At 43.5% G+C, this 15,178-nt stretch carries 11 protein-coding genes and 2 pseudogenes; 6 read left to right on the forward strand and 7 right to left on the reverse strand.

Features of this window, described 5'->3' with window-relative positions; genetic code table 11:
• Positions 1-5 precede the first annotated feature (5 nt).
• Positions 6-2,301, reverse strand: a pseudogene (gene lptD / locus J5O05_RS13140) (LPS assembly protein LptD).
• Positions 2,302-2,401: 100 nt separating this feature from the next.
• Here lptD and J5O05_RS13145 point away from each other — a divergent pair.
• The 4 genes from J5O05_RS13145 to djlA are packed head-to-tail and all read left to right on the forward strand — an operon-like array spanning position 2,402 to position 4,940.
• Complete coding sequence (locus tag J5O05_RS13145; protein ID WP_244369617.1) at positions 2,402-3,169, forward strand: aminoglycoside phosphotransferase family protein; 768 nt, start codon at positions 2,402-2,404, stop codon at positions 3,167-3,169.
• Positions 3,147-3,404 carry a hypothetical protein gene (locus J5O05_RS21935; protein WP_244369619.1) on the forward strand — a complete coding sequence of 86 codons (258 nt, stop codon included), beginning with the start codon at positions 3,147-3,149 and terminating at the stop codon, positions 3,402-3,404. Before J5O05_RS13145 ends, J5O05_RS21935 begins: the two co-directional genes overlap by 23 nt.
• On the forward strand, positions 3,401-4,066 hold the full coding sequence (gene murU / locus J5O05_RS13150) for an N-acetylmuramate alpha-1-phosphate uridylyltransferase MurU (protein ID WP_208842416.1): 666 nt from the start codon (positions 3,401-3,403) through the stop codon (positions 4,064-4,066). Before J5O05_RS21935 ends, murU begins: the two co-directional genes overlap by 4 nt.
• Before the next feature lies 1 nt (position 4,067).
• Entirely contained in the window at positions 4,068-4,940 is an 873-nt protein-coding gene (gene djlA, locus J5O05_RS13155) for a co-chaperone DjlA (RefSeq protein ID WP_208842417.1), read from the forward strand.
• 96 nt (positions 4,941-5,036) lie between these two features.
• Here djlA and J5O05_RS13160 read toward each other — a convergent pair whose 3' ends face one another.
• The 5 genes from J5O05_RS13160 to J5O05_RS13180 form a co-directional block, all read right to left on the reverse strand.
• On the reverse strand, positions 5,037-5,843 hold the full coding sequence (locus J5O05_RS13160) for a DUF3530 family protein (RefSeq protein WP_208842418.1): 807 nt from the start codon (positions 5,841-5,843) through the stop codon (positions 5,037-5,039).
• Positions 5,844-5,902: 59 nt separating this feature from the next.
• Complete coding sequence (locus J5O05_RS13165) at positions 5,903-6,463, reverse strand: ABC transporter permease (RefSeq protein ID WP_208842419.1); 561 nt, start codon at positions 6,461-6,463, stop codon at positions 5,903-5,905.
• Positions 6,429-7,535 carry an ABC transporter ATP-binding protein gene (locus J5O05_RS13170; RefSeq protein ID WP_208842420.1) on the reverse strand — a complete coding sequence of 369 codons (1,107 nt, stop codon included), beginning with the start codon at positions 7,533-7,535 and terminating at the stop codon, positions 6,429-6,431. Before J5O05_RS13170 ends, J5O05_RS13165 begins: the two co-directional genes overlap by 35 nt.
• Positions 7,536-7,739: 204 nt before the next feature.
• Positions 7,740-8,393, reverse strand: coding sequence for a bifunctional tRNA pseudouridine(32) synthase/23S rRNA pseudouridine(746) synthase RluA (rluA, locus tag J5O05_RS13175; RefSeq protein ID WP_208842421.1), 654 nt, complete (start codon positions 8,391-8,393; stop codon positions 7,740-7,742).
• Positions 8,394-8,583: 190 nt separating this feature from the next.
• Complete coding sequence (locus tag J5O05_RS13180) at positions 8,584-9,588, reverse strand: hypothetical protein (protein ID WP_208842422.1); 1,005 nt, start codon at positions 9,586-9,588, stop codon at positions 8,584-8,586.
• A gap of 388 nt (positions 9,589-9,976) precedes the next feature.
• Here J5O05_RS13180 and J5O05_RS13185 point away from each other — a divergent pair, with 388 nt between their 5' ends.
• Entirely contained in the window at positions 9,977-10,444 is a 468-nt protein-coding gene (locus J5O05_RS13185; RefSeq protein WP_208842423.1) for a helix-turn-helix domain-containing protein, read from the forward strand.
• A gap of 46 nt (positions 10,445-10,490) precedes the next feature.
• Here J5O05_RS13185 and rapA read toward each other — a convergent pair.
• A pseudogene (rapA, locus tag J5O05_RS13190) lies at positions 10,491-13,389 on the reverse strand (RNA polymerase-associated protein RapA).
• Positions 13,390-13,746: 357 nt separating this feature from the next.
• Between rapA and J5O05_RS13195 the strand changes: the two are divergent.
• Positions 13,747-15,150: a PhoH family protein gene (locus tag J5O05_RS13195; protein ID WP_208842424.1), complete on the forward strand. Its 1,404-nt coding sequence runs from the start codon at positions 13,747-13,749 to the stop codon at positions 15,148-15,150.
• Positions 15,151-15,178: the final 28 nt, after the last annotated feature.

A 15,178-nucleotide genomic window follows, 5' to 3' on the forward strand; every position in this document is an offset into this window, starting at 1 on the left:
TGATTCTAATTATTTAAGAAATAGGGTCTTCTATAAGCAAAGATACCGCGTTTTAAGAGGTTTTGTACATCACTTCGCGTGTTACTGCCAAGTCCTTTCAAGACAAAATTAAAGCCGATGCTTGAATTAAATATGGCATCCTCTTGGCCAATTGAACTGTTTAAGTCAGTTTCAATTTGACGTCGACCAGTAATTTGTATCGCAAAACAACATGATTCATATTGCAATCCAAAGAAACTTTCGATGCTTCGACGCGCTTCTAAGTCACGATGATAACTCGCGACAACTTGCCATGAATCACTAATCGGCATACTCGCGAAGACGCCAACTTGGTCGATGGTATAGCCTGAGACATCATTTACATAACGATGGTTCAATTGAACAAGCTGATTACTGTCACCTTTATAATCGAGCGTAACGTGAGATTGCACTACACTTTGCCCGTCAGTATCGTATTGCACTCCAGCACCTAAATACCAGCGGCGATGCCAGTGCCACATGGTTTCTGCGGCAAGCAGGGCGTTATAGTTTGTTTCATCGAGTGTATCGGAGTAGCTTAATTGACTTGGTTTCACCGATTCATTGAGATAAAAAATCTGGCCAAAGCTGAAATTAAACACTTCATCATTTTTTGTGTTGAATACACGAGTTGTCGCACCAAGTGTAAACTGATTCGCCTCAGCAATACGGTCTACGCTTGAGAAACGTTTATCGCGAAACAAACCAAAAAAGTCATCTTGCAGACGCGTGGTATCGTAGAGTTCCAATGTTTGATTGGTCACGCTTTGGCGTGTAAAGGTACTGCAGTTGCGGTTCTAACGTTTGAGTGCCATTTTCAACAAACAGATTCGTATCACGTTCGAAATTGAGCTTTGAATAAAGACGTACCTTGGGCACAGTACGCGTAACTTCTTCGTCGAATTGTGTGCCCGTGAGGTCGCCATTTTGTTCGTAGTAGGTGTGTAATAAGCTCGTCTCTGCAAGGAAAGTCCAAGCATAGTCGTCTATACGATAGGCTAGTTTCGGTTCAAGGTGGACACGAGAAGCTGAATCAATCACCAGAGTATCGTTTTGGAAATGCGCAAATTCGCCACTCAAATCCCACTGTAGTCCTTGTGCTACATTGACCTTACGGGTAAAGCTCAGCTGAGGAATCGCGGCATACGCTTCTTTATGATCGCCGAGTACTTCAAAGTTTTGTAGCTTGAGGTTAACTCGCCAATCATCGCCTAAATAGCTCAATAGCGCGGTACGTTGTAACTGGGTATCGGTTGTGTTGGCGTAGTTACTTTCAAGATCCGTGAGATAGTTATCATCACTGATGTTTGTCATATCGAAACTGGCGCGCCATTTCGGGTCGAGGTCGCTTGATTGACGGAAGTGCACCAAGTAACGTTCGTCTAAATTATCTTCAGACTTATCATTGCCCAAATATTCAAACGCAAGTAGACCCTGATGTTGCTCAGTAAGGTAGCGAAATTCGCTAATTAACTGCAGCCCTTTGTTAGACATGTATCGCGGCGTGATGGTCGCATCGTAATTTGGCGCGATGTTCCAGTAAAATGGGGCAACAAGCTCAAGACCGTATTTGCTTGAAGGGGAAATTGTGGGCGGTAATAGCCCTGATTTTCTGCGGTCATCAATAGGAAAAGTGAAGTATGGAATGTACACCACAGGTACATCCATGATTTTCAACACCGTGTTTTTGGTTTCTCCCCAGCCATTGTCCGCCGATAGTTCGATGCTGTCCGCTTCTATTTGCCAAAAGGGGGTTTCGCCTGGACATGTTGTAAACGTTGAATTTTCGAGAGACAGGCCATTTTCATTGATTGACAGCTTTTCAGCACCACCGTGACCCATTTGGTTGCTTAACTGATAATCTGCGCCAAGTAGCTGGATGGCGTTTTCGTTCAGGTTAGCGAAAAGTCCAGCACTGTACACTTGGGTAAATTTATCTTGATATTCCAATGGACCAGACGCATGAAGCAAACCTTGCTGCTTATCAATCAATGCTGAATAGGCTTGCAATGTCATTTTACTGGTGTTTATGTCAACATTACCATTAAACTCAGCGCTCTGAGTGCCTTGTAATTCAACGTCATCAGCTTGAATGTCGATGGCATTAGGCAATAAATTAGGTAAAGGTTGCCACACTGAGTGGGTTGCAGCTTGGCATAGTTTTATTGCAGGAAGGGAAGATGTGATTGGTGTTGTTGTTTGATTCTGAGTTTGGGCATAAGCGGTTGTGCTTGCCACAATCGAGGCAGAACTTAAAATCAACATACTCCAAACTTTTTGCATCGCGAACCTTCTATATCCATGCGTATTAACTAAAGCCCCACATAATAAATGAATTTGGGGTTAAATACAGTAACAACCACAATCAAAAACGCGAATAACCATGACAGACTTAGATTGCACAATACAACATTTTTTATTACATCGCGCCGCGCTTAACGATTTTGATTGTGAGCCTATTACTGGTGACGCTAGTTTTCGACAATATTGGCGAGTCTCAACGCCATCGAGTCAATACGTTTTAATGGTTAGCAATCCTGCGCTAGTCGATCCAACCCCTTTTATTGAATTGAATCAGGCATTTCAATTATCAGGTTTACGTGTTCCAAACATTGTAGCGAAAGACCTGTCACTCGGGTATGTACTTTTAGAAGATTTGGGCAATGTTCACCTGGCGAACAGATTGAATGAGCCGAATCGTATTGAACACTACAAAGCACTGATTGATTTATTGCCATTGGTTGCGAAAACCCCAAATCACCCTGCTATGAGACCATACAACGACGAATTTGTTGCAATGGAAATGGGGATTTTCAAAGAGTGGCTTGTAGAAAAAATGTTGGGAGTTGAGATGTCTGCAAGTCAACAAACGGCTTGGAATCAACTAGTTAACTGGATAGTTCAGGAGTTTAATGCACAACCTAAAGTGACGATGCATCGTGATTTCCACAGTCGTAACGTCATGAGCATTAATAATGAATGGGCAATCATCGACTATCAGGATGCTGTACAAGGCCCTCTTTGCTATGACTTAGTCTCGCTCCTTAGAGATTGTTACGTGAAACTGCCTGACAACGAGTCTCGGTACCTTACTCAATTACGGGTTCGAGACACTGCAAAAAGCAAACGTGGCAGGCACGTTAACCTTTGATGCGTTTTCACGTGCGTTCGACATCACTGGAATGCAACGGCATCTGAAAGCAGCAGGAATTTTCTGTCGTCTTTATTTACGCGACGGCAAAGCAGGCTATCTCGCGAATATCATTCCTACACTCCAATACATTCTCGATATTTCCAAAAAATTCCAGCACAGCCAGTGGCTTGAATCTTGGCTTGAGCATGACATAATTCCGGCAATGGTAAACAAGTTGGGTGAAATTCGATGAAGGCAATGATCTTGGCCGCAGGGCGCGGAAAACGGATGATGCCGTTAACTGAAACCATGCCAAAACCGATGTTGCAGGTAGCAGGGATCCCACTTTTACAGTATCACATTGAGCGATGTAAAAAAGCGGGTGTGACAGACATCGTGATTAATCTTGCGTGGCAAGGTGATAAAATTCAGACGTATTTTGGTGATGGTTCAGCGTTCGGCGTGTCTATCATTTACAGTCAAGAGCCTGAGCAAGGATTGGAAACCGCTGGCGGTATTGTGCATGCTTTACCACTACTTGCGAACGCTTCTAATAGCTTTATCGTGTTGAATGGCGATATTTTTACTGACTATGATTTACACGCCATGACTCAGTTGGAGTTGATGGCAGGCGAAGCGCACCTTGTTTTAGTCGAGAATCCATTACATCATCCTGAAGGCGATTTTCGGCTTGCCAATCAACCATTCAATGAAAGTAAATACACTTTTTCAGGGATAGCCCGTTATCACGTTGATTTTTTTAAAAACGTGGAACCAGGCTTTGTTCCTTTAGGTCCTATTTTACGAGCGCAGTTCACACAGGGGTCGATTTCGACCGAATTGTATTTAGGGTGTTGGGAAGATGTAGGTACGCCAGAGCGCTTGGCAAAAATTAATGAGGAAATAGGGCAGTAGCATGTGGGGAAAACTATTAGGCACGTGTTTTGGTTTTATGTTTGGCCGCTTTATTGGCGCTGCACTTGGATTTTATCTCGGCCATATGTTCGACAAAAGCCTCAAACAAGACTTTGATAAAGTTGGTGGTTTTCAGGGGTTTTCAAAAGGCGAAGAGTTGCATGAACGTCAGGCACTTTTTTTCTCCAGTTGTTTTGCTGTAATGGGGCATATTGCTAAATCTAATGGCCGCGTCAGTGAAGTGCATATTCAAGCGGCAACAGCGTTTATGGACGAAATGCAGTTATTTGGCGAAGACCGCAAAGAAGCGCAGCGCGCCTTCACTGCGGGAAAAGAGTCTGATTTTTCACTTAAAGAATCGGTTCGTGATGTTCGCGAAGCCTTTGGTCGTCGGTTTGATTTATTGCAGCTTTTTCTTGAAATTCAAATTCAGATGGCCTACAGCGATGGGCATTTGGCCGAACATGAACAAGTGTTATTACAACAAGTAAGTAAGCACTTAGGTATCTCACAAACGCATTATTTGTTTATCATTAAACGCTATCAGGCCGAATTTCAGTTCCGTCAGCAACGCCAATCGGAACACTCGAGAAGACAACAACAATCAAGCCAACATCGTCATCAGCAGTCACATTCTCGCGCCAATTCGTCTGAGCATACCCAAGCCGTTTCTCGAACCAGTGCATTAGCGGTTTTAGGCCTTGAAAGCACGGCGAACGAAAAAGAAATCAAAAAAGCGTACCGAAAATTGATGTCGCAACACCACCCAGACAAACTGGTCTCACAAGGTTTGCCGCCACACATGATGGAATTAGCGAAAAAGAAGAGTCAAGAGATCCAAGCTGCCTACGAATACCTAAAAAAAGGCGGTTAGAGCTGTCTTAAAAAGCCATCAAGCTCTTTTCTTAGTCGCTCATGTTGGCTTGGTTCATGCGACAGACCAAATAGCTCGCGTTGTCGATAATCGTATTTAGCATTGCGACGAGTCCCAACGATTCCGGTCTTGAACGGTCTGTGTCACAAGTGGTGTGTCCGTAGAATAAAACACATCAAGCAACGCAGGGCCGACCAAAGACAATGTTGCGGGAAGATGTTTGTTGCGACCTGAATTTGGGATCATTGCGCTGACAGAAACGAACGCATTGACGCGTAGAGAGGGCATTTTAGCAAAATATTCCGCCAACACACCCGCGCTCGTGCCTTGGGCGATGACAATGAGTTGTTCATCTGAGCGCATTGCTAAGTTTTCATATACTTTACTAAAGCGTGCAAAGAGACGTTTTTTGTAGTCATCAATGACGGCTTCTGAAATCAATTCGACAGGCTTATCCTGTTTGGACTTATCAGCTTCGGCCTCATCGAGTTTTGCTAAGTCAGCTTGCCAATTGATTTCAGGTACCACAACCGCATAGGTATCAAAGCCATCATCAGTTAAGGCATTACGCAAATAACTAAAACCACTCATCGATGTAGGACTTTGTCGCCAGTCAGGAAGTAAAATAACAATGCCCCGTTTAACCGCAGCCATGTAGGGAAGATAAAGTACCGAAAAGGTTTCATCTTCCTCTGTGGTATAGGATTTTCGCTCTTCCGCAGGTAGCTTTGTTGCAATATCCTGCTCGAGCTGTTCAGTCCAAGGCACAGGCATAATGTGTGCAGGAACTTCTGCCCAACTCGGTAAACTTGCCGCGAGTAACAAAGTCATCATCAATCCTAGAATCACACCAAAACTGGGTTGATATTTGGGAGCGACTATTTTGGAGACTTTGCGGTGCATGTTTACCTCGGCCGATATTCAAACTTGATTAGGTATCGGCCGAATTTGGTAAAAGTTTACTACTGTTTTTGCATTTGTTTGGACGTCAGAAAAACAAAGAGCAAGCTAAAAACAACGAGATAGCCAATGTGCCAAGGAGCGGGATACCCTTGACTTGCGTCGATAACCTCAAGTCCTAATTGAGATAAATGAAAGCTTGGAAAGATCCACGCAAAATGTTGCAGAAACTCTGGAAATAGATTTATTGGCATCCATAGTCCAGAGCACAAGCTCATCGGCAGGTAGACAAGGTTTACCGTTGCCGGAGCACCTTTGGAGGGGACGGACAAACCAAGAAACAAGCCAAGCAAACAGAAGGGTAAAGTTCCTAAAAGTGCGATACAGAATAACTGCAACCATTGCGAAAGTGATAAAGATACCTCGGCAAATAACAAACCTAATGAAAATAGCAAAAGTGTTATGACGGCGGAAAAGCAAAGTGCCGTTGAGCTTTTTGCCAGTACGTAAGCAATCGATGGCATAGGCGAAAGTTTTTTAAGAGCAAGACAGCCGTTTTCTTTATCTTGAGCTACGTTGACCCCAAAGTTAAATAGCGCAGGACTCCATAATGCCAAATACACAGTAGTTCACCATTAGGTAACTGCTGGCACTTCCATGATTAAAAATAATCCCAAAAAAAATATAAAAGACGCAGGGAAACAACAACGAGGGGAGCACAAACCCAGGCGCACGTAATACGCTCAAAAAGTCGAATTTTGCTTCGAGCCAAAAAGGCATCAATGTGTTGAATTGAGTAATGTTCATGCTGCGCGCTCCTCGGTTAATTGCAAAAAGGTTTCTTCGAGTGATTTTTGGGTGACTTGCAATGACTGGATGTCGATACCCGCTAAAAACAGCTTTTTCAGAATGAGCTTCAGGTGATTCGTGTTGGAATTGCACCTGATGTTCGTGGATATTGAAATCGACATTGTCGAGAATACTGGCAACTATGTTAGCTGGCGTCGTGGTTGTGAATTGCACCGCTACGCTATGGTTTTGGTGTTTAAGCTCTTGAGGGCTTCCTGTTGCGATAAATTGTCCTTGTTTCAAGATCACGAGTTTATCGGCGAGTGCATCGGCTTCCTCCAAATAATGCGTGGTGAGAATAATGGTTTTACCGGCTTGTTTTAGCGCGTGTATCAGTGACCACATTTCTCGTCGCATCAATGCATCCATAGCGAGACTAGGCTCGTCGAGAAAAATGAGTTCAGGATTGCCAAGTACAGCTAAGGTAAACAGTAAGCGTTGTTTTTGGCCTCCGGAAAGCTCACTAAAGCGTTGGTGTTGGGCCTCTTGCAATCCGCTGTATTGCAATGCTTGAGCGTGACTAATTGGATTCTGGTAATAGGATCGGAAAAGTTGGATGAACTCCTTCACCAGAGTGTTCCCTGGTAAGGTCGCGGTTTGCAGCATAACACCCAGCTTGTCTTTGTTTTTCCGATGAGAGGGAGCTGCACCAAGTACCTGAATATTACCAGAGCTTGGAGCGAGACGCCCGAGTAACAAGTCGATAAACGTTGATTTCCCTGCACCATTAGGTCCGAGTATGGCGATACATTCACCACGTGAGACCGATAGATTTAAATAGCTCAAAATTGGCTTATTTCCTCGGCTAAAACAGAGGTCTTGAACCTGAATTATGGGGTTGCTCATCACATGCTTCCTTATGTACCAAAAGAGTAAGTGAGCAAAGTGTCGTCGAAAATAAGAGAAAAAATGAGTGTCAGTTGTCACCAATTGAAGATGACAACTGTCATATGTTTAAATTTTATTCGGTTGTGGTGAACGTACTTGGATGACGTATTTAACGATAAATAGAGCGTAGTACACGCAACATCAAGACATGGTCACTAAGAGCTAGAATGGAGCACAACAAGTAAAGGTCAAAAGTTCCTTAGTAACTGGGTGAGCGATTTGCAACATTTCAGCATGAAGTTGCAGCCTTGGAGCCTGAGCTAATCCTTCGGGCGTTGCATAAAATTTATCGCCCAAAATAGGGTGCCCAATCGATTGCATGTGCACGCGAAGTTGGTGTGACCGACCAGTAATCGGAGTCAAAGCGACTCGGGTAGCATTTTCTTCGCGCTCAATTACTTGCCAATGAGTCAGTGAAGGTTTTCCCGTTTCATAACAAATTTTTTGCTTCGGTCGATTTGGCCAATCGCAAATCAAAGGTTCTTCAACAGAACCTTGCTCATCTTTGATGTGACCAAGCACTCGAGCAACGTATCGCTTGGCGGTTTTTCGGTCTTGGAATTGTATGCTTAAATCACGATGTGCGGCCTTGTTCATTGCAATACATAAAATCCCAGAGGTTGCCATATCTAAGCGGTGAACAATTCTTGCGGATGGAAAAACGCGGTTTACGCGAGTAATCGCACTATCCGAGTGTGCAGGATCTTTCCCCGGCACCGTCAGAAGTCCATTGGGCTTATCAATGATCAAGATGTCGTCATCTTGGTATAAGAAAGATAAGTAAGGATCCAATGGTGGGTGATAGTGCAGTAACACAGTGCTTCTCCTGAAATTCAGCGAGCGTTATTGTAATGGCAAGTTGATTGGAATAAAAGCACGGACCGAGAGGCAAAAAACAGGGAAAGGGGCGAATGATTTATCTTGATTGTTACATAAGAGCAAGAGCGTCTGACATTTCGAGCGAGGGAGGAGTAAAGAAAGACAGGTCTCTCTTTACTCCAATGTGTTATTCTTTCACTAGCATAGGAAGGAGTCCAGCCATTAACGCTATTTGTTTGTCTTCAGGTAAAAATATAAAAGATTTAGTAAATGAATAGTATATGTCTCGACTAAGGTCTTGATCGTAAGCAGGTGCGCCGCTACTAGGAACTAGCACCGTACATACCTGATCTTCTCCCAAAGGAGTCTTTTCCATAGATAGCGGAGAGCAATCTGACTTACTGACGTTGAATCCATGGTAGGCCATGTACATGTGATCGCCTTTACTGCCTAAGAAAACTCGATTGACTTCACCTGTTTTGTCCGAGCGAAATAATGCTATCATTTCTTCTGTTGTCGCAAAGCGCCAGTCACTTAAACTTCCACCGGGTTGCAGTGCTTGGCGAATATCAAGGGATGACATGCCTTGGAGCATCGGGTAACGCATCCAGGTTAAACCACTTAAATCGAGTTGAGGTCCATCAGAGGCTGATACGCTTAATAATCCATCCCATTCATTCGCTGATTTTGGCGGCGTATAGTTTGGAATTTTTACTAATAGATTTAATGTTTTTTTACTCCAATCGGCGTAGCCAAAACGATATTCGTCTGCATGTGTAAGTGAAAAGTTGAATTCTTTAGTTGTCTTACATACTGTCTCAAACGTTCTGAGTACTTCATTTGAAAGGCAATTATACCCACTTGCGTTCACCCAACCAATTCCACCGTAATGTATCTCAACGACTTCATTATTGTCAGTATTGAAAAATACGCTATCTAAATCATCTAAATTGGCGTTTGCTAAAAGTGCTTCAACTTCAATTGCTGTGGCCCAACGAACTCCAGCCCATTGATTCTGGTCGTTAAAAGAGAACTCATTTTGAGCACTATAGCCATTTAGCCACTGTAGGCCTTGTAGATTGAATCCAGCCCTTTCAGCGGCGACGGGATCAATTGTTGAGTGATCATATGCTGAAATGGTAAATGAGGTTATCGAAAAAGCTGTAGCAGCTAACCATGAACGTAGTTTCATTTTATATCCTTTTAAAAAATGAAGTGGAAAAAACAATAATTCCTTAGTTGAGAAGCCTAAAGCACTTCTAGATGCGTATTAGTACCGAATATGAACTCAATGTCAATTGTTTGTAACTCTATGATTAGTAGTAATATTCAATGTAATAGTAATGGTATCTTATGGTGAAACGTGTTGGTGAGCTGAATACGGATGAGGAATTTACGTTGTTAAATTTAAAAGATTACCGTTAAGACGCTCTTGGCGATCATTGATCGCAATTTACTCAGACTGCCCAAGATGTTTATCCCTTTTCGATTGATGTCGGGTAAATGTCGGGGTTATTTAGATTAAAATCAGATAACGTGTTAGCCATGAGCGATTTGATAACTAGCAAGGAGTTATGGATATGATCTTAAAACAATTGAGGATCAGTCGTCATTTGTCACAAGAACAGTTGGCAGAAATATCAGGGTTGAACGTAAGAACCTTCCAACGTATTGAAAATGGCGCCAATGCCAGTGTTGAATCATTAAAATGCCTCGCAGCGGCGCTGGATGTAAGTGTTGACACCCTGACTCAGGAGTCGCTTTTACTGGACAGAAAATCAGATACGTGGAAAGCATTACCGCTGCTACTTAAGCTCTGGTTTGCTTGGAATTATCTCCAGTTTCGGCCACGTCGTGTTACCGCGGTAAGAGTCGAGGTGGTTTGCCATCTATTTGGTTTTGTTTTTTGCATTCTTGGCCTTTTTAGTGAAGCCGCGCTCGTTGGCGGATTGTTACTATTGGCATCGGGATATTTGTACTCGTTGTTAAAATGGCAAGGAGACAAATATGGTATTTGGTACGACGAAATTACCGACGTCGGGATTTAGCTGCGAAAACAAAAAGGGAACCTAAGTTCCCTTTCAATGTGTGAAATTATTCGTGTGTCACGACAATGACACGGATAGCATCGAGTTTCATTTGTGCTTTTTCAATGTGCGCAAGTAATTGCGTTCTTTGTCTATCGTAGAATTGTATCTCTTCATCACGAATGTTCGGATTGATGGCTTTTAACGCGACCAAACGAGCTTGTTCTTCGCTTAATTCGGTTTCCATATGTTCACGAGCATTCGCTTGAATGTCTGCCATCTGTGCGTGTGCAACTTCATTACCCTTAACCAACAATGGATGGATAACCGTTTGCAATGCATTTACAAGTTTACTGGCCGTTTGACGACCTACGGCTGACAATTGTTGGTTAAAACCATCAAAAGGCACATTTTGCGCAAGGTCATTGCCGGACTTATCCATCAAGAGTCTGACGGGAGTTGGCGGCAAAAAGCGACCAATCTGCAAAGACTTAGGTGCTGAAGCTTCAGCAATATAAATCAACTCAACAAAGAATGTTCCAGCTGGTAGCTTTTTATTTCGTAAAAGCGCAACCGAGGCGGTACCGAAATCATCGTTGCAGATCATCTCAAATGTACCGCTAACCATTGGGTGATCCCAGCTAATGAAGTGAGCATCTTCTTGAGACAACGCCGTGGCTCTATCAAATGTTACGGTAATGCCGTCGTCCTTTAAGCATGGGAAAGACGGATTAATCATGTGCTCAGTCGGTTTTAAAATAATGGTATTTTCGCCTTTATCTTCTTGTGCGACCCCAAATAAATCAAAAACCTTGATCATGTAAACAGGTAAAATGGTTTGGTCATCCAGCTCAGCAATCTCTTCAGCCAGTTTTTCTGAACGACCTTGGCCCGATGAATGGAGTCTCTAATAAGCGATCTCGGCCTTGTTCCATTTGTTTACGTAGCGTTGCGTTTTTCTTCGCAGCTTGTTCAAGTAATGGATCGAGCGTGTCTTCATCACAGCTATGTGTCGCGATTAGCTCTAGTAATTCCTCAGAGAACTCACCATACAGCAGTTGTCCGGTGGTCGATGTCTTTTCAAACGCATCCAGACCTTCGTTGTACCAGCGAAGCAACACTTCCTGTGCCGTACTTTCGAAGTAAGGAACGTGAATTTGCACATCGTGCTTTTGGCCTATACGGTCCAAGCGCCCAATGCGTTGTTCAAGTAAATCAGGGTTGAGTGGTAAATCAAACAACACCAAATGGTGTGAGAACTGGAAGTTACGACCTTCAGAACCAATCTCAGAACACAGTAGAACCTGCGCGCTATCATATTCGTCGGCAAAGTATGCGGCAGCGCGGTCACGTTCGATAATCGACATACCTTCATGGAACACCGCGGCTTTGATGCCTGCTTTCTCTCGAAGGACTTGCTCTAGGCTTATCGCAGTTTGTGCTTCTGCACAAATTAAGAGCACTTTTTCATGCTTAAGCGCTTTTAGGGTATCAATCAGCCATTCGACGCGTGGATCAAACATGGCCCAGCTGCTGCTTTCGCCTTCAAATTCCTGAAAAATCTTCTCAGGGAATAGAGCGCGACGAGCGCGGCCTTGCACATTTTGTAAACCACCCATGTTACCCAACACGTTGATTGCAGTTAGGTATTGTTTTGGCATCGCCAATGGGTAGCTATTGAGTGCGCGGCTTGGGTAACCCGTGATAGCGCTACGGCTGTTTCTAAACAAAATACGGCCAGTACCATGACGGTCGAGCAACATATTCAGCAATTCTTGTTTTGCTTCTTCGTCGCCCTCGTTCACTGCACTGAGTAGCGGTTTAATGTCACTTTCTTTAAGCAAAGTCGTCAACGTTGCTTCACCTGCAGCATCAAGTTGCCCGCCTTGGAGCAATTGATTTGCAGCATCTGCGACGTCCTTGTAATGCTTTTCTTCTTCAACAAACTGCTCGTAATCATAAAAACGATCTGGATCGAGAAGTTGTAGACGAGCAAAGTGGCTTTGATGGCCAAGTTGGTCAGGCGTTGCAGTCAACAAGATCAGGCCTTCGATGTCTTGACTAAGTTCTGTAATGCGCTGGTATTCAACAGATGGCTTGTCTTTTTCTACCGTAAGATGATGTGCTTCATCGACGATAAGTAAGTCCCAATCAGCCAGAGTTGCTTGTTCAAACCAACGACGTTTTTTAGTAATAAATTCAAGGCTGACTAAGACAAGTTGTTCGGTATCGAACACGTTTGATGAGTCCGCGAACGCCTCATCACAACGCTCTTCATCGAAAATAGAGAAGCGAAGGTTAAAGCGACGTAGCATTTCAACCAACCATTGATGTTGTAAGTTTTCTGGTACAACAATCAGGACACGGTTTGCACGACCGGATAAAATTTGTTGGTGCAGGATCATACCCGCTTCAATCGTCTTACCAAGACCTACTTCATCTGACAAAAGGACGCGAGGTGCGAAACGTTTACCAACCTCTTCCGCAATATAAAGCTGGTGTGGGATCAAGCTTGCTCGTTGACCAACCAAGCCTTTTAATGGCGAACGTTCGGCATTGTAGCGATGTTGCCAACTTTGGTAACGCAATGTGTAGTGTTCGAATCGATCAACCTGACCCGCAAACAAACGGTCTTGAGGTTTATTGAATTTAATAAAGTGGTCTAAAAAAACTTCTTTGAGTGTGGCGTTTTCTTCATTGTCGACGCGTTTACCGTGGTAGCACAATAACGCACCTTCAAGTTCTACTTTTTCAACCACTAATTCCCATTCATCTGCACTGCGGATCACATCGCCCGGATTAAAAATAACACGCGTAACGGGTGCTTCTTGCATCGAATATACGCGGTTTTCACCGCAAGCAGGGAACAATAGTGTGACTTGGCGGCCCTCAATAGCAACTACGGTTCCTAGACCTAAATCCGATTCTGTATCGCTGATCCAGCGCTGACCTAAAGAAAAATTCATCGTTATCTCGTCTTATGCAGATGTCTTCGCAGAAAAAAGGCGGCTATGTTACCCATTAGGCTCTACATGTTCAATATTGCTAATTAACTTGAAATGTGCGTTCGGCCAACTAATCCTAATTTCTTAATGGTTTCTAAAACAGGGCCTCTGTAACTCTTTAAATCTTAAGTGATATTTTGACTAAGTTTGAAACTCAAGTACGTAAATTTTTTTGTCATCAAACAGACTTTTATGACAAATAGACTAAACTTGAACTATAGCCACTTACGTTGTGAGGTTGGTGTAAGGTTATTCACTAACGACGTACGCAGTGTGAATGGGTATAGCATACTTTTTCATAAACGACAGGAGCGCGCTATGGGAAAAGCCAACGATAACGACAATAAAATGTACGTGCTCGACACCAACGTACTACTCCACGACCCTCTCGCCTTTCTCTCCTTCCAAGAACACGATGTTGTTATACCGATGACTGTACTTGAGGAGCTTGATCATATTAAAGATGGAAAGCGAGATGTAAGTCGTGATGCGAGAGTGGCAATACGGGCGCTTGATGAAGTGTTAAAAGACGCGTCACCCGAGCAAATGTTAGAAGGGGTAAGGCTACCGTCTCATAAACGGGTTGATGGGAAACCGTCGAAAGTAGGCCAGCTTATTGTAGTAAACGACCATTTATATCCTGACAGCATCTCCGGTCTGCCGGGCAATGAAAATGATCATCGCATCATCAATTGTGCGGTGAGAATGCAAAAACAGCACACCTCAACCAAAGTAGTCTTAGTAACGAAAGACATTAATATGCGCCTAAAGGCGAAAGGTGCCGGTCTTAGCTATGTAGAAGATTACCGTACCGACCAACTTATTGATGACATCAAATTATTGAGCACGGGCTTTAAACGCTTTCAAGGAGACTTTTGGGCAAGCGTTGGCGATTGCCAAACAGAACAAAATGGCCGCGATACCTATCACCACGTTCCTAAGTCACTATTACCGGATGTATTTTGTAATGAATACTTAGTGGATGACACAGAACATTTTGCGGCGCGAGTGACTGGTTACGATGAAGAACACATCACCATTAAAGATTTGGGTGTTGAGCGTTTACTACATCAAATGGCATGGGGTGTAAAACCCAAAAACGTATATCAGGGGATGGCGTTGGATGCATTGCTTGACCCAAACATTGAGCTGGTGGTTTTAACGGGTCCTGCGGGTTGTGGTAAAACCTTACTTGCACTTGCAAGCGCACTTGAAATGATCATTGAAAAACGGATATACGACAAAGTGATTGTGACGCGTAATACGCCTGAAATTGCCGAAAGTATCGGTTTTCTTCCAGGTACTGAAGAAGAGAAAATGGCACCGTGGCTTGCTGCAATAACAGATACGCTAGAAGTACTTCATAAAAACGATGAAAGTCCGGCAACCAGCCGAAATTACATTATGGAAAAGGCAAACATTCAATTCAAATCCGTGAATTTTATGCGTGGTCGAAGCATACAAAATGCGGTTGTCATTTTGGATGAAAGTCAAAATCTAACCGCGTCTCAGTTGAAGACCATCATTACGCGATGCGGTGAAGGAACGAAACTGATTTGTACAGGAAACTTGGCGCAAATTGACAGTAACTACCTTACACCACTTACCTCCGGTCTAACCTACATCGTCGAACGATTTAAAGATTTCGAAGGCAGCGCAACGATCAATCTCAATGGCGTGGTACGCAGCCGGTTGGCATCGTTTGCCGAAGAAAACTTATAACTTGCGTTCATTTAGTTGGCCAGATAGT

The sequence above is a fragment of the Pseudoalteromonas xiamenensis genome (assembly GCF_017638925.1).
GTDB classification, from domain to species: domain Bacteria; phylum Pseudomonadota; class Gammaproteobacteria; order Enterobacterales; family Alteromonadaceae; genus Pseudoalteromonas; species Pseudoalteromonas xiamenensis.